Origin of the sequence: Halorubrum sp. JWXQ-INN 858, assembly GCF_009806985.1 — an archaeon.
Lineage (GTDB): Archaea > Halobacteriota > Halobacteria > Halobacteriales > Haloferacaceae > Halorubrum.
On sequence record NZ_WUAX01000008.1, the window covers coordinates 65,098 to 92,012 of the forward strand.

The window sequence follows — 26,915 nt, forward strand, 5'->3', positions numbered from 1 at the left end:
ACCAGCGGACGAGATGGACGAATACGAGGTGATCGACGAGGTCGTTCACGAACCCGACCCGGCGTTCGTGGAGTCGACGAACGTTGCCGCGTTCATGCGCGAGTACGACATCGACGACTACGAGGAGCTGATCGAACGCACCACCTCGTCCGTCGAGGGGGTCCCGGAGTCGGGCGTCGACTGGTTCTGGGACGAGCTGATCGACTACCTGGGTATCGACTTCTACACCGACTACGACACCGTCCGCGACGACGCGGAGGGACCGCAGTTCTCCGACTGGTACCCCGGCGGCGAGATCAACATCGCCCACAACGTCGTCGACCGGCACGCCGCCGTCGACTCGCCGAACCGGAACCGCGTCGCGCTGATCTGGGAGGGCGAGCCGGGCGACGTCCGCGAGATCACGTATCACGAGCTGTACCGCCAGAGCAACCGCGTCGCGAACTACCTCGAGTCCGTCGGCGTCGAAACGGGCGATACGGTCGGCCTCTACATGCCGATGGTGCCCGAGGTCACGTCGATCCTCTACGGCTGTCTGAAGGTCGGCGCGCTCGCCGTCCCGATCTTCTCCGGATTCGGCACCGAGGCGACCGCGACGCGGATCGACGACGCCGAGCCGTCCGTGCTGTTCACGGGCGACGGCTTCCACCGCCGCGGCGGCGAGGTGCGACTGAAATCGACCGCCGACGAGGCGATCGCGGCGGCCGGCCACGTCGAACACACCGTCGTGTACGACCGGTTGGGCGCGACCCCGGCGGGGGACGCCGACGAGCCGGTCCCGTGGGACGACGACCGTGACGTGACGTGGGAGGCGGCGGTCGGCTCCCGATCGTCGGCGTACGAGACGAAGGCGCTCCCCTCCGCACAGGAGTCGATGTTGCTGTACTCCTCGGGAACGACGGGGACGCCGAAGGGGATCGTCCACACCCACGCGGGCGTCCAGACGCAGTGTGCAAAGGAGATCCACTTCGGCTTCGACCAGAAGCCGCACGACCGTTTCTTCTGGGTGTCCGACGTCGGCTGGATGATGGGTCCGTGGACCCTGATCGGGAACCACACGTTCGGCGGGACGGTGTTCATGTACGAGGGCGCGCCGGACCACCCGGAGCCCGACCGGTTCTGGGAGCTGATCGACCGCCACAAGCTGTCGGTGTTCGGCATCTCGCCGACCGCGATCCGCGCGCTGCGGAAACACGGCGACGACTGGGTCGAGGGGCACGACCTCTCGAGCCTCCGACTGCTCGGCTCGACTGGCGAGCCGTGGGACCCCGAGTCCTGGATGTGGTTCTACGAGGAGATCGGCGGCGAGCGCTGTCCGATCATCAACATCTCCGGCGGGACGGAGATCTGCGGCTGCTTCCTGATGCCGATGCCCACCCAGCCGCTGAAACCCTGCACGCTCGGCGGTCCCGGGCTCGGGATGGCGATAGACATCGTCGACATCGACGGCCGATCGGTGCGGGAGTCGCACGACCGGGGGTTCCTCGTCGCGCTCGACTCCTGTCCGTCCATGACGAAGAGCCTCTGGGAGGGCGACGAGCGCTACCTGCGGGAGTACTGGTCGACGTTCGAGGACCGCTGGGACCACGGCGACTTCGCACAGAAGGACGAGGACGGCTTCTGGTACCTCCACGGCCGCGCCGACGACGCGCTGAACGTCGCGGGCCGAAAGGTGGGCCCGGCGGAGATCGAGGGCGTCCTCATCGACCACGACGCGGTCAACCAGGCGGCCGCCGTCGGCGTCCCCGACGACACGACCGGCACCGCGGTGGTCGCCTACGTCGTCTTGGAGGACGGCGTCGAGCCGACCGACGGGCTCCGCGAGGAGCTCCGGGGGCTCGTCGGCGACGAACACGGCAAACCGTTCCGCCCGCGCGAGCTGCTGTTCGTCGAGGCGTTCCCGAAGACGCAGTCCGGGAAGATCATCCGCCGGGCGATCGAATCCGTTTATAAAGGCGAGGACCCGGGTGACCTCTCCTCGATGGAGAACCCCGAGGCGCTCGACGGGCTGAAGGACCCGTCGTAGCGGCCATCCCGCGGAGGACCCCGTTCCGCCGCCCGACTCGGCTCACTCGCCCGCGTTCGACCCGCTCACGAGCCGGGCGGAGACCGCGATACAGCCGGACCCGACCACGCCGAGGAGCCCGAGCCCGACGAACGCGACCGCGTAGTCGCCGGTGACCTCGAAGAGGTAGCCGGCGAGCGGCGGCGCGAGGAGCCCGCTGACGGCGAACGACAGCGACATCAGTCCGAACAAGGTATTTAAATGGGTGTCGCCGAACAGGTCGGCGACGACCGCGCCGAACAGCCCGCCACAGCCGCCGTACCCCACGCCGAAGACGACCGCGACGGCGAGCAGCGTCGCCGCGGTGGGTGCGCCCGCGAACGCGACGACGGAGACGCCCATCACGGCCCCACAGGCGGCGAACGTCCGTGTCCGGCCGATCCGGTCGGCGATCGGGCCGATACCCAGCCGCGCCCCGGTCGTCGTCGCGCCGATGACGGTGATCGCGAGCACGCCGGCCGACCGGCCGATGCCCGACTCGCCCGCGTGGACGACGACGTGGGTCATCACGGCGTACATCGGGGCGAACAGGAACACCCAGCCACAGAACGCGAGGAGGAACGGGGCGGACAGCGCGATGGCACGGGCCGATCGACCGTTAGCGGCCTCCGTCCCGGAGTCGTCGTCGACCGGATCGGCGTTAGCCGCGTCGTCGTCGACCGGATCGGCGTCGGCCGCGTCGGCGTTCCCGCCGTCGCGACGCGCTCCACGGTCGACGTCGCCGAACTCAACGGATCGGTCCGCGCCGACGGCGGCGGGGTCGTCGACGAGCAGCGCCACGGTGAGCACCGTGAGCACGGCCGCGCCGCCGGCGACCGCGAGCATCGCCCCGCGCCAGCCGACGACGCCGATCAGGTGGTCCGCGCCGGGCGGGACGACCACCAACCCGACGCCGAGGCCGGCCGCCGCGAGTCCGGCCGCGGCCCCCCGGCGACGCTCGAACCACACCGGCACCGTCGCGTAGCCGACGACGTACAGTCCCGCCATACCGAAGGCGGCGACGACGCCGAACGCGACCACCAGCTCCGGAAACGACCGGGCGAACGCCGTCCACGTCAGTCCCGCGACGAGCAGCGCCCCGGAGGCGGCGGTCACCCGACGGCCTCCGATCCGGTCGACCGCGCGGCCGGCGGCCACGGCCCCGACGTAGATGAGCGCGGTCTGGAGCCCGAACGTCGCCGCGAGGGCGGTCCGGCTCACCGCGAACTCGTCGACGAACGCGTCGTAAAACACCCCGAACGCGTACGTCGTGCCGAACACCGCCATCACCGCCAACAGACAGGCGATCGCGATCACCCACCCGTAGTAGACGCGACCGGCGAGCCACCGACGGACCCGCATCAGCGTACGACCTGCATTACGTCACGGTGGGATCGCGGGCGGCCGTATCTGTTGGGGTTCCGGCACGTCCCCCGAGCCGTCGAGGACCGCGAACTCCCCCCGTGCGGCGGTCGCCTCGTCTGCTCCCGGCCCGACGAGGACGACGGTCCCGCCGACGAGTAACGGGGCGACGACCCCCGCAGCGACGGCACCGGGGTCCGACAGCGTCGTCCGGACGACCACCCGGCTCTCGGGGCCGATCCCGTGCTCGCGGACCACCGACCGTGCGGCGTCGAGGAGGGCGGCGTGCTCGACGTCCCGGTCGGGGGCGCGAACGACCGGGTCGTCCGGTCCCACCGACGACGGCGGCGTCCCGGGGTTCTCGCTCCACAGCTCCTGCTCCCAGTAGGTCGTCTCCGGGCGCTCCGGCGGACCGCCGAACGCCGCGAGGTTCGTGCCCGGCGGCGGGACCGACTCCGTCTCCCGGTCGACCGGAACGACCACCACCCTGTCACCGGCCGCGAGCCCCGCGTCGGGGTCGAACCGGACGCACGCGCCGAGCCGTGCGCCCCCGAGGAACGCGAGCGTCGCGTGCAGCGACGTCTCGGCCGGGACCGCGACCGTCGCCCCCTCGCGTGCGCCGAGGTAGCGGAGCACGTTCGCGGCCTTGTACGCGTTCGTGATCAGGTCGTGATACGTCCGCTCCCCGCCGTCGTCGGTCACGAGCGCGACCTCCCGGCTCCGGCGGTCACGCGCCAACAGGTCACCCACCACGTTCATACCCGCTCTCGGGGCGAGGGACGCTTAAAAACCGCGGGCCGACGGCCGGTTCGTTCCTAGGGTGCGCCGGCGATAACCATCCGGGAGCCGTCGTGGGTGAACGACAGCGATCGCGTCGAATCGGGGTCGACACGGACGGCGTCGCCGGGCTCCAGCGTCAGGTCGTCGCCGTCGACCGTGAGCGTCGCCCCGCCGTCGACGAGCAGGTACACCTCCTCCTGCCCGTCGGAGGCGTGGTCGTGTTCGAGCCCGTCCCAGCCGTCGTCGGCCTCGACGACGGTGACGCCGAGCTCGGCGCAGTCGAGCGCGTCCCGCAGGAAGTACATCCCCGGCGCGCGCGGTTCGACGTCCGTGTAGGTCGCCTCGTCGTGTCCCATACCGGGACGACGGCCGCGAGCGACCTAAAAGTCGGGGGCGGAGACACCGGCGATCGGCCGGGGCGGCACCGATTAAAAGGAACTCTTCAGCTTCTCGAAGAAGCCACCGCCGATGTCGATCTCCTCGCCGCCGGCCTCCGCGAACGCCTCCAGCGCCTCGCGCTGGTCGTCGTTCAGGCTGTCGGGGACCACGACGGCGACCTGGACGTAGAGGTCGCCGCGGCCGCGCCGCCGGATCCGGGGCATTCCCTTGCCCTTCAGTCGGAACGTCTCGCCGCTCTGCGTGCCCGCCGGGACGTCCATCTCGACGCTGCCGTCGACCGTCTCGACGGCGATGGTGTCGCCGAACACCGCCTGCGGGAACGAGATCGCCTCGTTGACGCGGAGGTCGTCGCCGTCGCGCTCGTACCGGTCGCCGACGTCGACGTCGACCTCGATCAGCAGGTCGCCGTTCGGCCCGCCGTTCTCGCCGGGGGCCCCCTCGCGCTCCATCCGAAGGCTCTGTCCGGACCGGATCCCCGCGGGGATCTCGACGGAGAGCGTCGCCTCCTCGCGGACGACCCCCTCGCCGCCGCAGTCGGCACAGTCCTCGCTGTACGTCTCGCCGGCCCCTCCACACCGCGGACACGTCGACGTCTGCTGGACGCGCCCGAGCGGGGTCTGCTGGACCTGGGTCACCTGCCCCTGCCCGTTACACTGCTGGCAGGTCCGAACGTCCGCGTCCGGCGGGTGACCGGTCCCGTCACAGGCGCCACAACTCGTCGGGCGCGTGAGCGTCACCTGCTTCGTCGTCCCCTCGAACGCCTCCGCGAGGTCGACGGAGAGCCCCGTTCGGAGGTCCCGTCCCTGCCGCGGCCGGTCGTCGCGACCGCCGCCGCCGCCAGCGCCGCCGCCGAAGAACTGGTTGAAGATGTCCTCGAACCCGCCGCCCCCGCCGGCCCCGCCGAACGGGCCGCCGGGTCCACCGGGGCCGCCACCGCCTGTCGCGCCCCGCTTGTCCGCCTCCGTGAAGCGGTCGTGACCGAGCTGGTCGTACTGGCGACGCTTCTCCTCGTCGGTCAGGACCTCCTTGGCCTTCTGTATCCTCTTGAACCGTTCCTCGGCGTTCTCGGCGTCGCTGACGTCGGGGTGGTACTCGGCGGCCTGCTTCCGGTAGGCCGTCTTGATCTCGTCCTCGTCGGCGTCCCGTGATACGCCCAGGACGTCGTAGAAATCCTCACTCATGCGTTGTGTTCGTTGGTGGTCGTTCGTCGCTCGCCCGGTTAAAAGGCCCGTCCGACGGACGCGGGCGGGCTACTTCTCGTCGTCCGCGTCGGCGTCGTCCGCGTCGGCGTCGCTCGCGTCGTCGACGTCCTCGAAGTCCGCGTCGACGTACTCCTCGTCGTCGGCGTCGGCGCCGCCCGGCCCCGCACCGCCGGGACCCGCGCCCGCAGCGCCGCCCGGTCCCGCGCCGGCAGCGCCGCCCGGCCCGGCCTGTGCGGCCTGCTCCTGGTACATCTGCTTGCCGATCTCCTGGAGCTCGGCGGTGAGGTCCTCGGTGGCTCCCTCGAGCGACTCGGTGTCGGCGTCCTCGTCCTCCAGCACCGCCTCGACGTCCTCGATGGCCGCCTCGATGTCGCCTGCGAGCTCGTCGTCGACGTTCTCCTCGTTCTCCTCGAGCAGCGAGCGCGCGCGCTGGATCGCCGTCTCGGCGTCGTTGCGCGCCTCGATGTTGGCGCGGCGGGCCTCGTCCTCCTCGGCGTGCTTCTCGGCTTCCGCCTGCATCTGGTCGATCTGGTCGTCCGAGAGGCCGGCCCCGCCCTCGATCGTGATCGACTCGGCGTTGCCCGAGCCCTGGTCCTCGGCCTCGACGTTGACGATGCCGTTCTCGTCGATGCTGAACGACACCTCGATCTGTGGGGTGCCGGCGGGCGCGGGCGGGATCCCGCTCAGCTGGAACGCGCCGAGCAGTTCGTTCTCCTCGGCGATCTCGCGTTCGCCCTGGAAGACGCGGACGTTGACGGAGGTCTGGTTGGCCGCGGCCGTGGTGAACACCTTCGACTCCTCGGTGGGGATCGTGGTGTTCTTCTCGATGAGCCGCTCGAAGAGCCCGCCTTTCACCTCGATCCCGAGCGAGAGCGGCGTCACGTCGAGCAGGACGATGTCGTCGACGTCGCCCGAGAGCACGCCGCCCTGCACGGCCGCGCCGAGCGCGACCGCCTCGTCGGGGTTGACGTTCTTCTTCGGCTGCTGGCCGACGAGCTCCTCGACTTTCTCCTGGACCTGCGGCATCCGGGTGGACCCGCCGACGAGGATCACCTCGTCGATGTCGTTCGTCCCGTAGCCGGCGTCCGCGAGCGCCTGTTCGGTCGGGTCGACCGTGCGGTCGATCAGGTCCGCGGTGAGGCTCTCGAACGTCGCGCGGGTGATCGACTGTTCGAGGTGGACGGGGCCGCTGTCCGTGGCCGTGATGAACGGGAGGTTGACCGTCGTCTCCTTCTTGTTCGACAGCTCGATCTTCGCCTCCTCGGCGGCGTCCTTCAGCCGCTGGAGCGCCTGACGGTCCTCACGGAGGTCGATGCCGTGGTTGTTGCGGAACTCCTCGGCAAGGTGGTCGATGAGCGCCTCGTCCCAGTCGTCGCCGCCGAGGTCGTTGTCCCCGTTCGTGGCGACGACCTCGTAGACGCCGCCGCCCAGGTCGAGGATGGAGACGTCGAACGTCCCGCCACCGAGGTCGTAGACGAGGACGGTCTGGTCGGACTCGTCGTCGAGGCCGTACGCCATCGACGCCGCGGTCGGTTCGTTGACGATGCGTTCGACCTCGAAGCCGGCGATCTCGCCGGCGTCCTTCGTCGCCTGTCGCTGCTTGTCGTTGAAGTAGGCGGGGACCGTGATGACCGCCTTCTCGACGTCGTCGCCGAGGTACTCCTCGGCGTCGCGTTTGATCTTCTGAAGGATCATCGCCGAGATCTGTTCGGGCGTGTAGTCCTCGCCGTCGATATCGACCGTGTAGCCGTCCTCGCCCATGTGCCGCTTGATCGACTGGATCGTGCGGTCGGGGTTCTGGACGGCCTGGTTCTTCGCGGGTTTCCCGACGAGTCGCTCGCCGTCGTCGGAGAACGCGACGACGGAGGGCGTCGTTCGGTCTCCCTCCGCGTTCGCGATGATCTCGGGCTCGTCGCCCTCCATCACGGCGAACGCCGAGTTCGTGGTACCGAGGTCGATACCGAGGATCTTGTTGCTCGCCATCTTGCCCGATCGTATCGGCTTGCGTCGGTTAAAGGTTACTAGATACGCCGACACACGGTCGCTATCGACCCCGACGCAGTCTTGCGGTTTCGCGATCCGCGGCGTCGTAGTGGTCGGTGACTTTATACAGATCCGCAAGGCCATCGGCCGCGACCGCGACCGCGACCGATCCCTGCGGCGGTCCCCGTTCAGATCCCGGAGACGAGGTCCTCGAGGGCGGCCTCGGGGTCGTCGGCCTTCGCGACGCCGGACGCGAGGAGGATCCCCGTCGCGCCGAGGTCGCCGGCGGCGGCGACGTCCGCGCCGGTGGAGACGCCCGCGCCGCAGAACACGTCGACCGCGGGGTCGACCGCCGCGGCGGCGTCGACGGCGTCCTCGACGATCCCGGGGTCGGCGGTGGAGACGGAGACGTCGCCGCCGATGAGCTCCGGCGGCTCGACGGCGACCGCGTCGGGGCCGAGCGCCGCGGCCGCCCCGACCTGCGTCGGGTTGTTCGCACAGACGACGGTCTCCAGCCCCGCCCGCTCGGCGGCGCGGACCGAGCCGTCGACGTCCGCGAGCTTGAGACGGTTCTCCGAGTGGTTGATGAGCGTCCCCTCCGCCCCGTTGTCGGCGACCGCCTCCGCGAGCGTCGAGCCGGTGTGTGAGCCGTGGGCGTTCGGCGAGACGTGCTGTGCCCACGTCTCGACGTCCGTCTCCGCGACGCGCGAGAGGTCCGCCGCCTGCGGCGCGACCGCGACGCGGACCCCGGACGCGTCGGCCACGTCGCGGGCCGCGGTCGCGACCTCGATCGGATCACACGGGTACGCCTTGAGGTTCACCAGGATGAACATACCCGTACGGCGGGCCCGCGGGAGGAAATAGCTTCATACTCCGGCGAGAGCCCCGCACAGCCGAACCACAACCGTTCGGTCACAAACCTCCAAATACCTGGGGCGACTGGATCGGGACGACAGATGTCGCTCATCGAGCTGATCGCCGGCGTGGAGGCGCACGAGGCCACGCTGACGGTGTTCAACGCGGATCCGGAGGTCAGGGAGTCGCTCGCTGACCACTTCGCCGACCGCAACATCCGGGTGGTCGGGGAGGAGACCGACTCCGGCCCGGACGAGTTCGCCGTCCTCTCGCGGGACGGCGTGTTCGTGACCGCCACCACCGTCGACGAGCTCCTCCCCGAGCCGGACGCGAGCCCTGAGTCGGACGCGAGCCCCGAGTCGGGCGCGTCCGCCGGCGATACGGGGCCCGACCGGCGTGCCGGCCAGCCGGTCCTCGACCACCTCGACGAGACGATGTTCACCTCGTACTCGACGGCGGACATGGTCGCGGCGTCGCGAGAGATCGAGGACCGCGCCTGGCGCGTCGGCAGGGGCGAGCTCCACGCCGGCTTTCAGACCCTCGACGTGCTCACCGGCGAGACGCTCACCTACGACCGGCTCGGCGAGCGGGAGGGTCTCGACGTCCACGCGTACGCGGCCGCGGAGGGCAACGCGCCCGACGTCGAACACTACACCGTTCACGTCGCGCGGACGCCGGAGATACGCGAGACGTGGTTCGTCGCCTACGACGGCGGCGGCCTCGACGACGCGAAATGCGCGCTGCTCGCCGAGGAGCGCGAGCCCGGACGGTTCTACGGGTTCTGGAGCTACGACCCCGCCACCGTCGACTACATGATCCGACACCTGACCGACCGATACGGCTCGACGGAGACGGCCGACGACGGGAGCGGCGCGACCGTCTGAGTCCTCTCCATCCGAGTTCCTTGCCCGAGTTCGCCGCCCGAGCCCTCCGTTCGAGTCGACCCGTTTGAGTCGACCCGTTTGAGTCAACCCGTTTGAGTCGACCCGTTAGATCAGTCCTTCCGCTTGACGACGTCGCCGAGCGTCATCGTTCCGGCGTCGCCGGAGTCCCACTCCGCGTCGACCTCCTCGCCCTCGACGAGCGAGATCTCGAGCGCGCGCTCGAGCTTCCGCTGGACCTCGTCGGTCGGCAGCGTGTCGCCGCGCTCGAGCTTCCGGATGAGGCTCGCCTTCTCGTTGAGCTGGTCGGCCAGCTCCTCCTGGCTCAGTCCCTTTGACTCCCGGGCCGACCGGATCCGGGTGTCGTAGTCGGTCACGATCTCTTCCATGTCGTCGAACATGTCGCGGCGACGCCGCGACCCGCCGCCGCTCCCCGAGCCGGACGAACCGGACGAACCGCCGGACGACGACGCGGACGACGTGCCGGAGCTGGAAGTCGTCGAGTACTTGCTCCCGCCCGACGAGCCCGTGTCCTGGCGGACCTCCGTGCCGAAGTCCGTACAGGAGCTACACAGCTCCAACTCGGCGCCTTCGACCTTCGTCGTCGTCAGCGAGGCCTGTTCGGCACCACACATTTCACACTGGGGCATACGCGACGGTAGCGTGGCCGGTCGTATAAAGGGTCCGCCGGACGGTCGCCGCCGACGGTGCCGCGTCCGGTACCGACTTATCGGTGGGGAGGACAGAGGGTCGTATGGACGTTCACGTCTCCACCTCGACCGTCCGGGGAACGGCCCGTGCGCCACCCTCGAAGAGCTACACCCACCGCGCGCTGCTCGCCGCCGGCTACAGCGACGGCGCGACCGTCCGCTCGCCGCTCGTCTCCGCGGACACGAAGGCGACCGCCCGCGCCGTCTCCGCGTTCGGGGGAACGGTCGAGCTCGACCGTTCCCCCGACGTCTTCGAGGTGCGCGGCTTCGACGGCCGTCCCGACGTCCCGGACGACGTGATCGACTGTGGCAACTCGGGGACGACGACCCGGCTCGTTACCGGCACCGCCGCGCTCGCCGACGGGGGGACCGTTCTCACGGGCGACGAGTCGCTCCGGTCCCGACCGCAGGGGCCGCTGCTCGACGCGCTCACCGACCTCGGCGTCCGCGCGGAGTCGACGCGGGGCAACGGGCAGGCACCGCTCGTCCTCTTCGGCCCGCTCGAGGGCGGCGACGTCGCCATCCCCGGCGACGTCTCCTCGCAGTACGTCACCGCGCTGCTCATGGCGGGCGCGGTCACCGAGGCCGGGATCGACGTCGAGTTGACGACCGAGCTCAAGTCCGCGCCGTACGTGAACATCACGCTCGAGCTCCTCGGCGAGTTCGGGATCGAGGCGACGCCGGTCGGGAGCGACACGGCGGACGGGGCCACGGGCTTCTCCGTGCCCGGCGGACAGACGTACGAACCCACGGACGGGACGTACACGGTCCCCGGCGACTTCTCGTCCATCTCGTACCTCGTCGCCGCCGGCGCGGTCGCCGCCGATCCCGATCGGGAGGTCCGGATCGAGGGCGCACGCCCTAGCGCCCAGGGCGACTCCGCGATCGTGGAGATCGCGGAGCGAATGGGCGCGACGATCGACTGGGATCGCGAGGCCGGAACGATCGCCGTCGAGCGCTCCGCGCTCTCCGGCGTCGAGGTCGACGTCGGCGACACGCCCGACCTCCTGCCGACGATCGCGACGCTCGGCGCGATCGCCGACGGCGACACGCGGATCGTGAACTGCGAGCACGTCCGGTACAAGGAGACGGACCGGGTGTCCGCGATGGCCGAGGAGCTGGCGAAGCTCGGCGCGGAGACGACCGAGGAGCCCGACGTCCTCACGGTCCACGGCTCCGAGAGCGACCTCCGCGGCGCGACCGTCGACGGCCGCGCGGACCACCGGATCGTGATGTCGCTCGCGATCGCGGGGCTCGTCGCCGAGGGGACCACGACGATCCGCGGCGGGGAGCACGTCGACGTCTCGTTCCCGGACTTCTTCGCCACGCTGTCCGACCTCGGCGGCGACGTCGAGCGAGAGGCGTGAACGCGAAAGGGATGGACACGGGAGGCATGGACGCGAAAAGGATGGACACGGGGGACATGGGCGCTAGAGCGGGCGTCGAGCCGCGTCGAGCGCGTTAGCCTCCGGACCAGTCGGTCGGCGACCGACTCGAGAACGGTGTTCCGGAAGCGACCGCCGTTCAGCCGGACAGGTGGTCACACGTCCAGCCGGGGTCGCGGCCGGTTCGGGTTATTAGATCGGACCGGCACGCCGGACAGTAGTCAGGGGTGACGGATCCGCTTCGGGGAACGTACACCGCGCCGCCACACGTCACGCACGCGTCCGCGACGACGGTCGTGCAGTCCGCACAGACGTTAAAGTCGTCGACCGTGAGGTCGCGCAGGGGTTCGAGCTGTTTGTCCAGGAGATACTCGTCGATGACCGTCTGGCAGTTTTGGCACGGTTTCATGGCGATGCGTGCGACACCTTGTCATCATCCGGTAAATAGTTGTCCCCGAAGCCGAACCGACGGCCGAAGCCCGAAGGACCGGGACGAACGAACGACCAGGACGCGCGAACGACCGTTCCGCGTGCACCCCGAAACGGGAGTCATGGTACCGCGACGCTCGGAAGTCTTATCGGCAACCGGGGACTACGTTTGTTTACAATGGCAGACGGAAAAGTTGACTTCTTCAACGACACTGGCGGCTACGGTTTTATCTCGACTGACGACGGCGACCTCGACGACGACGAGGACGTGTTCTTCCACATGGAAGACATCGGCGGTCCGGACCTCGAGGAGGGCCAGGAAGTGGAGTTCGACATCGAATCATCCCCCAAGGGACCCCGCGCGACGAACCTCGTCCGCAAATAACAGTACTGCTTCCGTCGTGTGTTTCGACGGGCAGGAACTCGTTCTTTCGTATCAGTCACCGTCGTAGCGAACGCGCTCGCCTGCGTCGTTCTCGACGCGTTCCGTTCGATCGCTGCGAGTCACGTCTCGACGCCCGGGAGTCCTCGTCGCCAACGATCGGTGATCCCTGGTGACGTGTTTTAAGCTGGTGCTAGCCTCGAAGCGTTCATAACCGCCGAGATGTGCTTATAACTGCCGACGTGAGCTGATACACGCTGAGACGTGCTTATAAACGCCGAAATGCCCTTATAACACGCCCATGTCGTCGAGCCGTTCGGGGAGATACGTCTCGGTGACGAAGTCGAGCCCGCGGCTCGCGAGCGACTGCTGTTCGGACTTCTTGCCGATCTCCAACTGGAGCTCGATCTGTTCCTCCCAGTAGTCGGTCTGGAACCGGGGGTCCTCCAGCTCGGACTCCAAGGCGTTGACGTCCGAATCGGAGAGCGGGTCGCTCGGGAGGTCGTACTCGACGATGTCCGCGGGCTGGATCCCGACGTACCGCGCCTCCGGCGTCGCGAGGTACTTCGAGAGGTGGGCGGACTTGATCGACCCGTACGCGACGGAGCCGTAGATCCGGTAGGACCACGGGTCGCCGTCGGCGAAGACGAGGATCGGGACGTCGAGCTCGTCGTGGACCCGCTTCGTGATCCGGCGGGTCGCCCGCGCGGGCTGGCCCTTCAGGTGGATCACGAGGCAGTTGTACGCCTCGTCGAAGCCGTTCTCGACGAGCCGGTCGCGCATCCCGCCCGTCTCGACGGCGAGCGCGAAGTCGATGTCGTGATCGAGGAACTCGATCATGTCCGGGTTGTTCGGGATCTGGTAGCCGCCCTCCCCGACGTCCTCCTGACAGTGGATGTCGCGCTCGCCCCGGCGCGTCTGCTCGCGGAGCTTCAGGGGGCCCATGAGGGTCGCGCCCGACTCCTCCGGGCGCATGTGGAAGTCCTCGCGGGTGACGCCCGTGACGATCTCGAGGTCCTCGACGAGGTCGTTCGACTCGTCCTGGTCGGAGAACTGCGCCTCCGTGTTGTCCCACGACTCCGAGAGGTAGTACAGCTCACGCAGCGTCGACGAGCGGTCCTCCTCCAACTGGTCGGCGAGGAACTCGATCGTGTACGCCGCCTTCAGGAGCTTCCGCGCGCCACGAACGGAGTTGGCGCTCCGCGTCGACGTGCGGTCGCCGTACACCCACACGCCGCTTTCGGGGTCGTATTCGATGTTACTTTTCGTCCGGGTCGGCAGCTCGAGCTCCGGGATCCGCCCCGCCGCGAACTGGTCGTAGAAGTCGGCGGCCAGGTCGATGAGCTGCTCGCGTGCGTCTGCGTCGGTCGTCATTTATGCGTTCACCGTGAGTTTCTCGGTCTCGACGCCGCCGACGCTCAACTCGAAGTCGGCGTCGCCGTCGATCGTGTACGTCAGTCGCCGCTCGTCGCCCGCCGCCAGCTCGGGCTTCCACTGGAGGAACCACTCGCCGTCCATCTCGACGACGGTCCCCGCCGACGGGTCGCGCGGCTCGACGGAGACGATGTCGGTCACGTCCAGCCGCTCGCTAGTGTCGGAGTAGTTCTCGACGTGGAGCGTCACCGTTTCGCCGTTCACCTCGCGCTCGACGCTGACGTTGTTCATGATGCGGGCGAGCGCGCCCCCGATGTCGGGACGGTCCCGGCCGGTCACCTCCGACACCTTGTCGGCCATCTCCGGAAGGATCCGTCCGAGTACGTCCTGTTTCTCGCGGCGCTGCTGCATCGAGCGCCGCTTGTTGAGGTACGACTTGAGCTCCCGGGCGGCCTCCCGGACCGCGAGTTCGATCTCGTCTTCGATCGCCGGGACGTTCGCCAGTGCGTCCTTCGACTCGCTCGTGAACGGGACGTTCGTCGAGGCGACGTGGACGCTGATCACCGCGGGGCCGTTCGGCGTCCCCGAGCCCCCGGGCTGGTCGAGCCCGTAGTTGCGCCAGCCGATCGACTTGATCACGTCCGTCGTCGCACACGCGCCCCGCTGGTAGACGAGCGGTACGCGGTTCGCGAACCGCAGGACCTCGACGGAGCCCTCGGCCGGGATGTCGCCGCCGTAGGCGATCCCCGCCTCGACGATGAACGGGTCGCCGCCGTGGACCTCGGCGTCGCGCGTCGCGGCCGCGTAGAAGTCCGCGTCGTACTCCTTCCGAAGCCCCGCCTCGACGAGCTCGGCGGTGATCGGTGCGAGACAGTCGGTCGGGGGCGCGAGGATGTCCGTCACCCGCATCGCGTCGAGCAGGTCGGCGGCCGCGTCGCGGTCGGCCGCGATCACGGCTACCTTCGGCGGGTCGTCCGGGACCGTCCCCGCCCGCGCCCAGAGCGCGTCGACGACGTTGCCCCGCGCCGTGTCCCCGAACGTCGCGTCGTGTTGTTCCGTCACGAACCCCGCCGCGTCCGCGACGAGCGTTTCGAGGTCGCCGTGGCTGATCCGGAACGCGTCGCCGTCGAGGTTCGCGAACCGCCTCGCGAGCGCGTCGGCCATCGCCTGGACCGTCACGTCGTCCTTGCGGGTCGACGTCGCGTCGTCGACGAGCGCGTACACGTCCGGGACGAGGGCGGCTCCCTCCTCGTGGGCGTCGGAGCCGTCGGCGTCGCCGGAGCCCTCCGAGCCGTCGGCGTCGCCTCCGCGGTCGGCGGCGTCCTCGTCGCCCGCGCCGACGCCCGTGATCGCCGACCACGCGGCCTCGACGGCGTTCTCACGGACCGTGGACCCGAACGTCCGGCCGGTGTCGGCCTCGACGTCGTCCGCGACGGTTCCGACGATCGACGCCAGTTCCGAGCGCGTCAGGTGGGCGTTGCCGGCGACCGTCCCCGCCACGCCCTCGGCGAACGCGGCGGTCGCCGCCGCCCCCTTGTTGGCGACGGCGGCCTCGATGGCGGCCTCCACGTCGCGGTCCTCGTGGGCGGCGGGCGGCGACCACGCGAGCTCGCGGCCGTAGTAGACGTCACGGAAGTTGTCGATGACGCTCTCGGCCGTTTTCTTGCCGACTCGCGTGAACTCCTCCTGAAGGAACCCGGAGACGGAGTACGACTCCGTGGCCTCCAGCATCTTGATGAGCGCGCCGAGCTCGACGCCGTGCGGGTGCGGACGGATCTCCGTCGTCTCCGCGGGGAGGTCGTCGGTCGCGCGCTCGGACTTCATCGGCTCGTCGAGCCCGGGTTCCCGGAGCTCGATCCGGGCGTGTGGGTTGACGACCGCCGTGTGTTTGATGTAGTCGTGGAGCTGGTTCCGCGCGCGCATGTTCGCCTCCATCTCCAGTTCGATCCGCGTCCCGTGCGGGCGGTCCCAGCTCGTCTCCTCGTCGACCTTGATCTCCGGTTCGTTCGTGTCGGTGTCGATGATCAGCTCGAAGTACTGCGCCTTCGCTTGCCCCTTGGGGCGCGACGTGATCTTCGCCGGCTGTCCGGACGTGAGCTGCGAGTAGAGGACGGCGGCGGAGATCCCGATCCCCTGCTGGCCGCGCGACTGCTCCCGTTTGTGGAACCGCGAGCCGTACAGCAGTTTCCCGAACACCTTCGGGAGCTGTTCTTTCGTGATGCCCGGTCCGTTGTCCTCGATGACGAGGCGGTAGTAGTCGCCCGCCTCCTCGATCTCGACGTAAACGTCGGGAAGGATACCGGCCTCCTCGGTCGCGTCGAGGGCGTTGTCGACCGCCTCCTTGACGGCGGTGACGAGCCCGCGAGCGCCCGAGTCGAACCCGAGCATGTGTTTGTTCTTCTCGAAGAACTCGGCGATGGAGATCTCGCGCTGGCTCTCCGCCAGCTCCTCCGCGATCCCCTCCTCGTCGCCGAGACTCGACTGGAAGGACGTCATTCGGTGCCCGTACCTTTCGCGGTGGGACCTAAAAGCGCACCGCCAACGGGGTGAAAGTGAAGCCGGGGTCGTACCGGGTCGATTCGGTCGGGGACGGGCTATCAGGGCGTCGAGCCGAGGATCTACCCGAGCCGTTCCTGGACAGTCCCTCGGATGCACTCACCGCACGCGCTCACCCGCTCGACCGAAGCGAGCCGGCGGCTCGGGAGGCTGAATAACGCGGGACCGTGTTGGTTGGACCGCCGGGGAAACCGGCCGGTCGTCGATTCGGCGGTGATCGGTTCCGCCGCGGTCGGTCGTCCCGTCGCGGTCGGTTCCGGATCGGTGGGGTGCGCGACCTACAGTCGGGTGAGGTTCTTCGCGCGCGGTCCCTTGTCCGCGTCCTCGATCTCGAACTCTACCTCCTGGCCTTCCTCGAGGTCCGGGCCGCCGACGTCTTCCATGTGGAAGAACACGTCCTCGTCCGCCTCGTCGGTCTCGATGAATCCGTAGCCGCCAGTGTCGTTGAAGAAGTCGACCTTGCCTTTCGCCATCGCGTCCGTACGGACGCCGAACAGAGGCATAAATGTTGGGTGCGTTACCGATACTCACGAAACGGTCGTTTCGAACCGGTACCTCCGTCGGTTTCGAGCCGGCATCCCCGTCGGTTTCGAGCCGGTATCCCCGCCATCGATCCGCCGTGGCCCCCCGCGACGTGACCATCGAACCGCCCCTCGTTTCGTTCCCAACGTCTGCGTCCGGTCTCTGTTCGGATTCGAAGCTTTTCTCCCCGCCCAGCCGACGTTCGACAACCACAACCCGCATGAGTACGGACCCCGTATGACTAGACGTATGAGCTCTCGCCGCGCACACATCGAGATCGGCGGGATGTCCTGTTCGACCTGTTCCGGAACGGTTCGGGAGGCGCTGGAGGCGCTGGAGGGGGTCGAGGAGGCGTCCGTCAACTTCGCGACCGACGAGGGGACCGTGTCGTACGACCCCGACCGGACCGACCTCGCGGCGGTCTACGCGGCGATCCGGGAGGCGGGCTACGACCCCGTCTCGGAGACGGCCACCGTCGGGATCATCGGGATGAGCTGTTCGACGTGTGCCGCGACCAACGAGGAGGCGATCGGCGCGGTCGACGGCGTGATCGCGGTCAGCGTCAACGCCGCCACCGACGAGGCGCGCGTCGAGTACAACCCGGTCGACGCGACGCTCACCGACGTGTACGCCGCCGTCGAGGACGCCGGCTTCGAGCCGATGCGCGAGGGACGTGAGGAAGCGAGCGGAGGGACGAGCGGAGACGGGACGGACTCGGCGACCGGAGCGGACGGCGGCGGTTCGGGCACCGACGAGCGAACGACCGCCGCGGAACGCGAGCTCGTCCGGCAGCGACGGCTCGTGATCGGCGGGGGGCTCCTGACGCTCCCGTTCTGGTACCTGATGGGCGCGATGTTCGGGCTCTACACGCACCCGGAAACGGTACTCGGCGTCCACCACGGGTGGGTCCAGTTCGCGCTCGCGACGGTTCTGATGGCGACGCTCGGGCGGGAGTTCCTCGCGGGCGCGTGGCGCGCGTGGTCGCGAGGACGCGACGTCAACATGGACACGCTGGTGGCGATCGGCACGTCCGCGGGCTACCTGTTCAGCACGGCCGTCCTGCTCGCGCCGGTCGTCGGCTCCGCGCTGATCGGCGACTACTACTTCGAGGCGGTCGCGTTCATCCTCTGGTTCATTACCGTCGGCAACTGGCTGGAGGTCAGATCGAAGGCGCGCGCGAGCGACGCCCTCCGGGCGCTGCTTCGGATGGGACCCGACGAGGCGACGCTCGTCGTCGACGGGACGGAGCGGACCGTCCCGGTCGAGGAGGTCGCCGTCGGCGACCTGATGAAGGTGCGGCCGGGCGAGACGGTGCCGACCGACGGCGTCGTCCGCGAGGGCGAGTCCGCCGTCGACGAGTCGATGCTCACCGGCGAGTCGGTGCCCGTGGAGAAGGGTCCCGGCGACGAGGTCGTCGGGTCCACGATCAACGCGAACGGCGTCCTGCTCGTCGAGGCGACGAAGGTCGGGTCGGACACGGCGATCCAACGGATCGTCGATCGGGTACGGGAGGCGCAGTCGCGCCAGCCCGATATCCAACGGCTCGTCGACGAGGTGTCCGGGGTGTTCGTCCCGGTCGTGATCGCCAACGCGACGCTGTGGGCGGTGATCTGGGCGCTGTTCCCGGAGACGCTCGCCGCGTTCGTGGACTGGCTCCCGCTGTGGACGCCGGTCGGGGGCGGCCCCGTCGCGGGCGGCGTGAGCGTCCTCGAGTTCTCGATGGTCGTGTTCGCCTCGGCGGTGCTCATCGCGTGTCCCTGCGCGCTCGGGCTCGCGACCCCCGCGGCGACGATGGTCGGCTCCACCATCGCCGCGACCAACGGCGTCCTATTTAAAGGGGCGGACGTCCTCGAGCGCGTCCGCGACGTCGACGTCGTCGTCTTCGACAAGACGGGGACGCTCACGCACGGGGAGATGGAGCTGACCGACGTCGTCGCCTTCGCCGACGGTCGTCCCGTGAGCGACGACGGCGATCGGTTCGGTCCCGGAAGCGACGGGGCGGCTCCCGACGGCGGCGTCGCCGTCGAGGACGACCGCGCGGACGCCGCAGACACCGCCGACGCCGACGCCCACGAAACCCGGCTGCTTCGGGCGGCCGCCGCCGCCGAGTCCGGAAGCGAGCACCCGCTCGGCGAGGCGATCGTGGCGGGCGCGCGCGAGCGCGGCGTCCCCGTGGCGGACCCGGACGGCTTCGAGAACGTCCCGGGCCACGGGATCCGCGCGACGACCCCGCTCGGCGAGACGCTCGTCGGGAACCGCAAGCTCCTGCGCGAGGCCGGCGTCGACACCGGCCCCGCGGAGGCGACGATGGAGCGGCTGGAGTCCGCCGGGAAGACCGCGATGCTCGTCGCCGTCGACGGCGAGCTCCTGGGCGTCGTGGCGACCGCGGACACGGTCCGCGAGAGCGCCCGGGAGACGGTCGCAGCCCTCGAGAAGCGTGGGATCGCGGTGTCGATGCTCACCGGCGACAACGAACGGACCGCTCGGGCGGTCGCCGAGCAGGTGGGGATCGACCCGGACCGCGTCCGTGCGGGCGTCCTCCCGGCGGACAAAGCCGACGCGATCGAAGCGGTACAGTCGGACGGGAGCCGCGCGGTGATGGTCGGCGACGGCGTCAACGACGCGCCCGCGCTCGCGACCGCGCACGTCGGGATCGCGATCGGATCCGGGACGGACGTCGCCATCGAGTCCGCGGACGTAACGCTGATGCGCGACGACCCCCGTGACGTCCTGAAGGCGCTCCGGATCTCCGAGGCGACGATCGCGAAGGTGAGACAGAACCTCTTCTGGGCGTTCGCGTACAACGCGACGCTGATCCCGATCGCGTCGCTCGGGCTGCTCAATCCCGCGCTCGCCGGGCTCGCGATGGCCGGATCCTCGGTGTCCGTGATGACCAACAGCCTCGTCTTCCGCCGGTGGGACCCGAACACCGACTATCACCTCCTCGTCACCCGTCCGCTCTACCGACTGTTGGACTGATCGCGGCGGCGACCGCTCGCCGACAGCTACTTTCCTCGCGGCGAGCTACCACCTGTCGATGATCCTGAGTCGGGTGGAAGAGTGGACCGGACGGGTCAAAGCCGAACTCCAGCGGTCGTTCGCGGAGGAGTACAGCTCCCGCGAGACCGCGGGGAGCTTCGCGCTCGGCGTGTTCATCACGATGCTGCCGACGCTCGGGACGGGGCTGATCGTCTTCGTGGCGCTCGCGTGGCTGTTCGACCGCATCAACCGCGTGGCGCTGTTCGCCTCCGTCCTCGTGTTCAATCCGGTCGTGAAGTGGGGAGTGTACGCCGCGAGCTTCACGCTCGGCGTCCTGATCCTCGGGCCCGTCCCGGGCGTGACGAGCGCCGAGGTATCGCTGTCCGCGGGGCCGGAGATCGTCACTCGGCTCCTCGTCGGGAACGTGATCCTCGCGGTCGTCGCCGCCGTCCCCGGCTACTTCGTCTGTCACCGACTCGTCGAAGCGTATCAGGCACGCGGCGTCGATATCGTCGAGACGATCGAGGAGGTCGTCGGTCCCGATCAAGGGGTCGTCGGTCCGGATGAGAAGGCCGTCGGTCCCGACGGAGGCCCCGTCGACGCGGCGGGGGAGGCCCGATCCCACGGCGACGACGCACACGGCACGGACGGCGGTCGATGACGCCTTCCGCGGCGTGATCGCCGGGAGCCGTCCCTCGAAGGACGACAGGGGCGGACCGGGCGAAGTCGCGTCCGGTTCCCTTGACGAGTGGTGTCATGGGTTCCACAATTCTCTTTAACCTCTCCGATAATGATTAGACATGATCCGATCTATCCAAAAAAAGCTGGATGATGTTCTCACAAGCCGGTTCGATCTCGTCCGCGCGTCCGCCGAGTACGTCGTCTATCCGGTCGAGTCGGTCGGCGTCCGATCCGCACAGTACCTCGGCGCACAGTCGGTCGATCCGGCGGCCTCCGTCTCCTTTGGTCGGGACGGGTACGTCGTCGAAAGCGACGACTGAACCGTTTCGGTAGCGCCCGGCTGGACGCCGTCGGGACTCAACTCATTCGTCGCGTTCGTTCCCCGACAACAGGAGCCCGAGATACGACGTTCGGACCCCATCCGCGGCGTCGAGTCCGAGCCGGTCGAGGACGCGCGTCGCGTCTTCCCGGGTCGTGTCGATCGCCGCTTCCTCGTTGACCTCGCGTTCCACCTCGACGAACTCGCCCACGTCCTCGACGGCGTCGAGGGTGACGGTGAACCCGTCAAGCGTCCAGAACTCCCGGTGTTTCACCACGGTAGCGGCGGGCGTGAACCCGAGCCCGGCGAGTACCGCCCCGGCCTCGTCGCCGTCGCTGACGCCCGTCTCGTGCTCCTCACGGGTTTTGGAGGCGTCGTCGAGCAGCGGCCCTTTATACGTGACCGCCGTCGTCGTCTCCCCCTCCACCGCGGAGCCGATCCCGTCCCGAAGCGGGCTCTCGTGTCTGAGCCGGAGCGCCTCGTCGGTCTCAGCGAAGTCGCGATGGGGCGCGTCGTAGTACACGTCACGCTGGCGTCCGGCGTCGACCGGCTCGGCGTCCGCCTCGCGGAGCCGTTGACGGACGTCGTCGACGGGCGCTGGGACCTTGATCTCGACCTCGTACATGGACGGGATCCGTCCGTCCACGGTAATAAGTCGGCGGGACCGCCGCGCGGCGGGGCGTCGCGCGCCGGAGCCGCCCTTTCGTGTGTCACCGCGGGGCACGACGACCGCGTCGAACCGTGCGCCTTAAGGGTACAACGAGTGATGTTTCGCGCATGAGCGACCAGGAGCAGGCCGACACGGACGCCGACGCCGAACAGGCCGACACCGAAGACACGACCGAAGCCGAATCGACGGGCCTGCAGGACGGCGACTTCGTCCGCATCGCCTACACGATCCGCACGGCCGACGACGACCGCGTCATCGACACGACCGACGAGGCGGTGGCCGAGGAGTCGGAGATCGACACCGACGAGTACGAGTTCGAGCCGCGGATCATCGCGCTGGGCGCGGGTCACGTCTTCCCGTCCGTCGAGGAGGCGCTCACCGGCGCGTCGGTCGGCGACGAGGGCGTCGTCGACGTCTCCGCCGAGGACGCCTTCGGCGCGTACGACCCCGACGAGGTCGAAACCGTCAAGGCCGACAAGATCCCCGAGGACAGCCGCTACCCCGGCGCGCAGATCCAGATCGACAACCGTCAGGGACACCTGGAGACGATCATCGGCGGGCGCGCCCGCGTCGACTTCAACCACCCGCTCGCGGGCGAGGAGCTCGAGTACGAGTACGAGATCCTCGAGGTCATCGACGACCGTGAGGAGAAGGCCGCCGGCCTGCTCGGGATGTACCTTCAGGAGGAGCCCGACGTCCGCATCGAGACCGTCGTCGAGGAGGAGGAGACGGTCACCGAGGACGACGACGGCGAGGAAGTCGTCGAGACCGAGGAGGTCGAGAAGGACGTTCTCTACATCACGGCGACGCCCGGGATGCAGATGAACCAGCAGTGGATGTTCCAGAAACAGCAGATCGCCCAGGACCTCATGGGCCGGCTCGACCTCGACCGCGTCGTCGTCGAGGAGGTCATCGAGGGCGGCGGCATGGGCGGCATGGGCGGCATGATGGGCGGCATGGGCGGTGCCGGCGCGGCCGACATCGAGGAGGCGCTCGAGGACGTGGACATCGACGCCGACGAGATCGTCGACGAGCTCGACGAGGAGTAACACGGCGACCGACCGTCGGACGCGACGCTGACGAACCGATCCTTTTTGAACCCCTGCCGCCCCACCGACCGGTATGGAGATCGAACGGGCCCGTGAGGACGTCGTCGTCGCCGGCACCGCCGCCGCCGCGACGGTCGCTCTCGCGGTGGTTTCGGGGCTCGGACTGATTGGGGATATCGGTGCGCTGGCGACGCTCTCGCCGGTACTCGTCTACTTCGCGTACCTCTTCTCCCGAAAGGGAGGCCCGTACGGTTCGTGGGACACGGCTCGAAACTGGGCGCTGCTCGCCGCGCTCGTCGGGGCCGTCGTGCTCCTCACGACCCTGTTGTGACTGACGGACGACGGCGTCGACGTCGATGAGCTCGGTATGTGCGTCGACGTCGACGAGTTCGGTATGTGCGTCGGCGTCGGTGAATCGAGCGTCCACGTCGACCGCGCCGGAACGCGGCCGTCGTCTCAGGCGATGTCCCGGCTGGTGTCCACGGCGACGCCGTCGGTGAGCTTCAGCTTCAGGGGCTCGTCCAACGGAACGCCGCCGCGGAACTTCGGGACCACGAGCCGGTTCACGACGTCGGTCCCGCTCACGGTCGTCCGGAGGTCGAAGACGACGTCGGCCACCTGTTCCGAGACGATCCGGTTCCGCGACCGCTCGGGCGCGGTCATGGCGTGGAGAACGGCGACTCCGCCCGTCTCGGTGACCCGCTCGCTGAGAGCGGCGAGAAACCGGCGGTACGGCTCCGGATCGAACGCCTCCAACGGGCCGAGCGAGTCGATGACGAGGGTCCCACGTTCGGGCATCGCGTCGAGCCTGGCGGTGGCGTTCTCGAGGGTCGATCCCGCGTCGCCGCTCCCGCCGCCGTGGCCGCTCCCGTCGATGGCGTCGACCGTCACGTCCTCCGGGGGGATCTTCGCGCGCTCGAACCCCTGCTCGACCGCGGCCGAGGACCGAACGGTGGTGAGGTACGTCGTCGGACGGGCCCCGCTGAACGTGTTCAAGAACAGCTCGGACTGGCTCGCGGGGTCCGCCTTCAAGACCACGATGCTCCCGGACGGGACCCCGCCGTCGAGCTCCCGATCGAGCACCGACACGCCCGTCGGCAGACGATCCATGTCGGTCACTGACCGCCGGGGCGGTTTGTCTCTGTCGGTACCGGTCCCGACTGACCGATCCCCTGACCGATCAGCGCGGCGGCGACATCGTCGTACGCCGCGCGGACCGCGGGCTCTCCCAACGGGGCGGACGGGGCGTCGGGAACCGCACCGAGCGACGGACACGCGAGGAGGTCGGCGACGCCGTTCGGGGCGGACGCCGCCCGCGTGACCACGACGCCGAGGGGCGGACAATCGAGCGCCCGCGCCATCGCGGCCGTCTTCGCGGTGTCCCGAAGCGCCGGCGGGTGTCGCGACGTCACGAGGAGGCTCGCGTCGGCGGCGCGCAGCGGAACCGCCGCGTCCGGGGAGACGCCCGCGGGACAGTCGAGGAGAACTCGCGCGCCGCCCGGGGCGGACCCGCTTACGGCCTCGAAGGCCGCGTATTCGTCGCGGATCGTCGGATCGTCCGGCGCGGCGAGGACCGAGAACGATCCCGAGCCGTTCCCCGACCACGCCGCGTCACGCCCGGCGTTTCCGAACGTCGCGGGAACCGTCCGCGAATCGGGCGCGGGTGGCTCGCCGTCCCGTGTGCCGACCGCGTCGGCCAGCGCGGCGAGGTTCGGGAGGTCCCAGTCGGCGTCGACGGCGACGACGGGGCCGGCCTCCCGGTCGGCGAGCGCCCGTCCGACGCCGAGGGTGGTCGTCGTCTTCCCGCTCCCGCCCTTTCCGCCGGCGACGGCTATCACGGAGGCTCTGCTGCCGTATGATACTTAAAACGTCTCCCTCGCCGCGGCGATCGGCCGCTCAGTCCTGACAGCAGCCGCCGGCCTCGCCGCCGAAGTCGACGTCGAGCGGCTCGGAGATCGCCTCGTTGACGGCTTCGAGCGTGTCGTTCAGCTCGTCTTGGGCGTCGAGGAACTCGCGCATGACGGGCATCGAGTGGAGCTCCCGCTGGGTGCTCTGGACCGTTTCGAGGTCGGACTGGGTCGCCTGTCCGGTCTGGCGGGCCTGCATGAACTCCGCCCGGAGCCGTTCGAACTCGTCGATCCGCTCCTGGACCGCGGCGTCGCGTTGAACGGCCTCGCGGGTCTCCTCGAAGCGCTCGTACTCCGGCGTTCGGGCGATCCGTTCGCCGAGCTCACGGCCGAGGTCCTCGATGGACGCTTGTTCCGCGCTCATACCCTCGTTCGGGACGCGATCGGTTTCAACCTGCCGGAGCCGGCACCGCCGACCCGTCGGAGTCGACAGCAGCGGCGTCAGGGCGGGGCGCGTGGGCGATCGAACCGGAACGCCGGATCGGCCTCGGATCAGCCCTAACCCAGCCTCGGATCAGCCCTAACTCAGCCTCGGATCACCCCGTATCAGTCGATCCGGGCCTCGACGAACGCGACGACGGCGGCCAGCTCGTCCGGCCCGACACCGTGTCCGGTCGGGTACGCCCCGTAGGTGACGTCCGCGCCGATCGCCTCGAGGCGGTCTGCGGCGGCCCGCGACCGCGATTCCGGGATCACGCGGTCCCCGGACCCCGCGCCGACGAACACGGGCGTCCCGTCGATCCCGTCCGGGTCGCGGTCGGCGTGCGAGTCGGCGAGGTAGCCGTGGAGCGCGACGACCCACGCGTAGCGGTCGGGCGCGTCGAGCAGGAGCGCCAGGCTCGAGATCGCCCCCTGGCTGAAGCCGAGCAGGCCGAGTCGGTCCGGATCGAGGTCGTAGGCGTCGACCGCGGCGGCGACGGTCTCGGAGACGAGATCGAGGCTCCGCGCGAACTCCGCGGCGTGCGGCTGGCTCTCGTGGAGCCCCCCGCCGGAGAGGTCGAGTTCGTACCACGTGTAGCCGCCCTGCAGGGGCTCGGGCGCGCGGAGGCTGATCACGTGGAGGGCGTCCGGGAGGCGCTCGGCGATCGGTAGCAGGTCCTGCTCGTCCGCGCCCCGGCCGTGTAACACGAACACCGCGGGCGCGTTCGCGGCGTCGTCGTCGGGCGCGACGTGGACGTATTCCAGTGGGAGTTCGGTCATATCCGCCGTTGGACGGGTCGGCGGTTGTGTCTGTCGGCCGCGGCAGCGGCACGTCGGCGTCTCGGGGACGGCGTCGAGGGTGACCGACGCCGTTCATGATCGATCGGTGCTTTCTCCGGGGAACGGGCGGTTTAACCGTGCTGGGCCGCAACCACGGGATATATGAGCCGCGGGTCCACGGAGGGCGACCTCACCAAGACGGGGATGGCCCTGAAACACGATCGCGAGTGGGACTACGAACTCGACCGGATCGTCGAGGCCATCGAGGAGCGCGACGCCACGAAGGTCGGCCTCCAGTTCCCTGAGGGGTTGAAACGCCGCGGCCCGAGCGTCGCCGACGACCTCCGCGAGGCCGCCCCCGACGACGTCACGTTCATGATCTCCGGACAGCCCTGTTACGGGGCGTGTGACCTCGACACGTACCTGATGCGCCGGACCGACGTCTTCGTCCACTTCGGCCACACGCCGATGAAGGAGTCCGACAGCATCATCTACGTCCCGCTGTTCTCGAACGTCGATCCGTTCCCGATCATGGAGGACGCGCTCGACGAGCTCGAGGACCCGGAGGACGACCCCGAGGTCGGGATCGTCACGACCGCCCAGCACATGAACCGATTCGAGGAGATGACCGACTGGCTCGAGGAGCGAGGCTACGAGGTCCACACTCGCCGCGGAGACGACCGACTGACGATGGAGGGGCAGGTGCTCGGCTGCAACTACGCCTCCGCGGACATCCCCGCCGACCAAGTGTTGTACGTCGGCGGCGGCAAGTTCCATCCCGTCGGGTTGGCGATGGAACACCCCGAAAAGCGCGTCGTCATTGCCGACCCGGTCAACAACGTCGTGAAGATCGCCGAACACGACCAGTTCCTCAAACAGCGCTACGCGTCGGTGCACAAGGCGATGGGGGCCGAGAAGTGGGGCGTGATCTTCTGTACGAAGATCGGACAGGGTCGCTGGGAGAAGGCTCAGGAGATCGTCGAGAACAACGAGAACGCGTACCTGATCACGATGGACGAGGTGACTCCGGACCGCCTCCGGAACTTCGCGATGGACGCGTTCGTCAACACGGGCTGTCCGCGGATCACGACCGACGACGGCCCGCGGTTCCACAAGCCGATGTTGACCCCCGGCGAGTACGAGGCGGCGATCGGCGAGAAGCCGCTCGACTCCATCGAGTTCGACACGTTCCACGACACCTGGTAACGGCGTCGCGCTCGGCGACCTTCGTTCGTACCGATTCTCG

General features: G+C 69.3%; 26 protein-coding genes. 10 read left to right on the top strand and 16 right to left on the bottom strand.

The genetic code is table 11. The features are described 5' to 3' along the window. The first annotated feature begins 13 nt into the window (after window positions 1-13). A complete protein-coding gene (locus GRS48_RS05725; protein ID WP_159484450.1) occupies window positions 14-2,026 on the top strand; it encodes an AMP-binding protein in 2,013 nt (670 codons plus the stop codon). Between the two features lie 42 nt (window positions 2,027-2,068). Here GRS48_RS05725 and GRS48_RS05730 read toward each other — a convergent pair whose 3' ends face one another. The 6 genes from GRS48_RS05730 to tpiA all read right to left on the bottom strand — a co-directional run bounded on the left by GRS48_RS05730 (window position 2,069) and on the right by tpiA (window position 8,603). Beyond that, window positions 2,069-3,406, bottom strand: a complete 1,338-nt coding sequence (locus GRS48_RS05730; RefSeq protein ID WP_159484452.1) for an MFS transporter — start codon at window positions 3,404-3,406, stop codon at window positions 2,069-2,071. 21 nt (window positions 3,407-3,427) lie between these two features. Further along, window positions 3,428-4,165 (bottom strand): AMP-binding protein, encoded by a 738-nt coding sequence (locus tag GRS48_RS05735; protein ID WP_159484454.1) that lies wholly within the window; start codon window positions 4,163-4,165, stop codon window positions 3,428-3,430. A gap of 56 nt (window positions 4,166-4,221) precedes the next feature. Further along, complete coding sequence (locus GRS48_RS05740) at window positions 4,222-4,542, bottom strand: cupin domain-containing protein (RefSeq protein WP_159484456.1); 321 nt, start codon at window positions 4,540-4,542, stop codon at window positions 4,222-4,224. 72 nt (window positions 4,543-4,614) lie between these two features. After that, complete coding sequence (gene dnaJ, locus GRS48_RS05745; protein ID WP_159484458.1) at window positions 4,615-5,766, bottom strand: molecular chaperone DnaJ; 1,152 nt, start codon at window positions 5,764-5,766, stop codon at window positions 4,615-4,617. 69 nt (window positions 5,767-5,835) lie between these two features. Continuing rightward, complete coding sequence (dnaK, locus tag GRS48_RS05750; protein ID WP_159484460.1) at window positions 5,836-7,770, bottom strand: molecular chaperone DnaK; 1,935 nt, start codon at window positions 7,768-7,770, stop codon at window positions 5,836-5,838. A 188-nt stretch (window positions 7,771-7,958) separates the two neighbouring features. Further along, on the bottom strand, window positions 7,959-8,603 hold the full coding sequence (gene tpiA, locus GRS48_RS05755) for a triose-phosphate isomerase (RefSeq protein ID WP_159484462.1): 645 nt from the start codon (window positions 8,601-8,603) through the stop codon (window positions 7,959-7,961). A gap of 123 nt (window positions 8,604-8,726) precedes the next feature. Here tpiA and GRS48_RS05760 point away from each other — a divergent pair, with 123 nt between their 5' ends. Next, window positions 8,727-9,509 carry a DICT sensory domain-containing protein gene (locus tag GRS48_RS05760; protein WP_159484464.1) on the top strand — a complete coding sequence of 261 codons (783 nt, stop codon included), beginning with the start codon at window positions 8,727-8,729 and terminating at the stop codon, window positions 9,507-9,509. Window positions 9,510-9,619: 110 nt separating this feature from the next. Here GRS48_RS05760 and GRS48_RS05765 read toward each other — a convergent pair whose 3' ends face one another. Then, a complete protein-coding gene (locus GRS48_RS05765) occupies window positions 9,620-10,156 on the bottom strand; it encodes a multiprotein bridging factor aMBF1 (protein WP_159484466.1) in 537 nt (178 codons plus the stop codon). A 104-nt stretch (window positions 10,157-10,260) separates the two neighbouring features. Between GRS48_RS05765 and aroA the strand changes: the two genes are divergently transcribed. Continuing rightward, window positions 10,261-11,583 carry a 3-phosphoshikimate 1-carboxyvinyltransferase gene (aroA, locus tag GRS48_RS05770; protein WP_159484468.1) on the top strand — a complete coding sequence of 441 codons (1,323 nt, stop codon included), beginning with the start codon at window positions 10,261-10,263 and terminating at the stop codon, window positions 11,581-11,583. 157 nt (window positions 11,584-11,740) lie between these two features. Here the strand turns inward: aroA and GRS48_RS05775 are convergent, their stop codons facing one another. Next, on the bottom strand, window positions 11,741-12,010 hold the full coding sequence (locus tag GRS48_RS05775; protein ID WP_159484470.1) for a hypothetical protein: 270 nt from the start codon (window positions 12,008-12,010) through the stop codon (window positions 11,741-11,743). A 198-nt stretch (window positions 12,011-12,208) separates the two neighbouring features. Here GRS48_RS05775 and GRS48_RS05780 point away from each other — a divergent pair, with 198 nt between their 5' ends. Continuing rightward, complete coding sequence (locus GRS48_RS05780) at window positions 12,209-12,415, top strand: cold-shock protein (RefSeq protein WP_159484472.1); 207 nt, start codon at window positions 12,209-12,211, stop codon at window positions 12,413-12,415. Between the two features lie 285 nt (window positions 12,416-12,700). On the opposite strand, the gene GRS48_RS05785 is transcribed toward GRS48_RS05780, so the two are convergent. The 3 genes from GRS48_RS05785 to GRS48_RS05795 form a co-directional block, all read right to left on the bottom strand. Next, window positions 12,701-13,786 (bottom strand): DNA topoisomerase IV subunit A, encoded by a 1,086-nt coding sequence (locus GRS48_RS05785; protein WP_159484474.1) that lies wholly within the window; start codon window positions 13,784-13,786, stop codon window positions 12,701-12,703. Beyond that, entirely contained in the window at window positions 13,787-16,282 is a 2,496-nt protein-coding gene (locus GRS48_RS05790) for a DNA topoisomerase VI subunit B (RefSeq protein WP_159484476.1), read from the bottom strand. 338 nt (window positions 16,283-16,620) lie between these two features. Then, window positions 16,621-16,815, bottom strand: coding sequence for a cold-shock protein (locus tag GRS48_RS05795; RefSeq protein ID WP_159484478.1), 195 nt, complete (start codon window positions 16,813-16,815; stop codon window positions 16,621-16,623). Between the two features lie 298 nt (window positions 16,816-17,113). Between GRS48_RS05795 and GRS48_RS05800 the strand changes: the two genes are divergently transcribed. The 3 genes from GRS48_RS05800 to GRS48_RS05810 all read left to right on the top strand — a co-directional run bounded on the left by GRS48_RS05800 (window position 17,114) and on the right by GRS48_RS05810 (window position 20,844). Next, window positions 17,114-19,843, top strand: a complete 2,730-nt coding sequence (locus tag GRS48_RS05800) for an HAD-IC family P-type ATPase (RefSeq protein WP_200840211.1) — start codon at window positions 17,114-17,116, stop codon at window positions 19,841-19,843. A gap of 58 nt (window positions 19,844-19,901) precedes the next feature. Next, window positions 19,902-20,504 (top strand): DUF2062 domain-containing protein, encoded by a 603-nt coding sequence (locus tag GRS48_RS05805; protein ID WP_159484480.1) that lies wholly within the window; start codon window positions 19,902-19,904, stop codon window positions 20,502-20,504. A gap of 139 nt (window positions 20,505-20,643) precedes the next feature. Next, window positions 20,644-20,844 (top strand): hypothetical protein, encoded by a 201-nt coding sequence (locus GRS48_RS05810; protein WP_159484482.1) that lies wholly within the window; start codon window positions 20,644-20,646, stop codon window positions 20,842-20,844. Between the two features lie 42 nt (window positions 20,845-20,886). Here the strand turns inward: GRS48_RS05810 and cyaB are convergent, their stop codons facing one another. Further along, complete coding sequence (gene cyaB, locus GRS48_RS05815) at window positions 20,887-21,468, bottom strand: class IV adenylate cyclase (RefSeq protein WP_159484484.1); 582 nt, start codon at window positions 21,466-21,468, stop codon at window positions 20,887-20,889. 152 nt (window positions 21,469-21,620) lie between these two features. On the opposite strand from cyaB, the gene GRS48_RS05820 reads away from it, so the two are divergent. Further along, complete coding sequence (locus tag GRS48_RS05820) at window positions 21,621-22,562, top strand: peptidylprolyl isomerase (RefSeq protein ID WP_159484486.1); 942 nt, start codon at window positions 21,621-21,623, stop codon at window positions 22,560-22,562. A gap of 73 nt (window positions 22,563-22,635) precedes the next feature. Continuing rightward, window positions 22,636-22,893, top strand: coding sequence for a hypothetical protein (locus tag GRS48_RS05825; protein ID WP_159484488.1), 258 nt, complete (start codon window positions 22,636-22,638; stop codon window positions 22,891-22,893). 125 nt (window positions 22,894-23,018) lie between these two features. Here GRS48_RS05825 and GRS48_RS05830 read toward each other — a convergent pair whose 3' ends face one another. The 4 genes from GRS48_RS05830 to GRS48_RS05845 form a co-directional block, all read right to left on the bottom strand. Then, entirely contained in the window at window positions 23,019-23,672 is a 654-nt protein-coding gene (locus GRS48_RS05830) for a transcriptional regulator (RefSeq protein WP_159484490.1), read from the bottom strand. Window positions 23,673-23,677: 5 nt separating this feature from the next. Continuing rightward, the gene (locus GRS48_RS05835; RefSeq protein ID WP_321168311.1) at window positions 23,678-24,400 is read right to left on the bottom strand and encodes a cell division inhibitor MinD; all 723 of its coding nucleotides are present in this window, start codon (window positions 24,398-24,400) and stop codon (window positions 23,678-23,680) included. A gap of 58 nt (window positions 24,401-24,458) precedes the next feature. Further along, complete coding sequence (locus GRS48_RS05840; protein WP_159484492.1) at window positions 24,459-24,833, bottom strand: YlbF family regulator; 375 nt, start codon at window positions 24,831-24,833, stop codon at window positions 24,459-24,461. 182 nt (window positions 24,834-25,015) lie between these two features. Then, window positions 25,016-25,669 carry an alpha/beta hydrolase gene (locus GRS48_RS05845; protein WP_159484494.1) on the bottom strand — a complete coding sequence of 218 codons (654 nt, stop codon included), beginning with the start codon at window positions 25,667-25,669 and terminating at the stop codon, window positions 25,016-25,018. A gap of 162 nt (window positions 25,670-25,831) precedes the next feature. Between GRS48_RS05845 and dph2 the strand changes: the two genes are divergently transcribed. Next, window positions 25,832-26,875, top strand: a complete 1,044-nt coding sequence (dph2, locus tag GRS48_RS05850) for a diphthamide biosynthesis enzyme Dph2 (RefSeq protein WP_159484496.1) — start codon at window positions 25,832-25,834, stop codon at window positions 26,873-26,875. Window positions 26,876-26,915 lie beyond the last annotated feature (40 nt).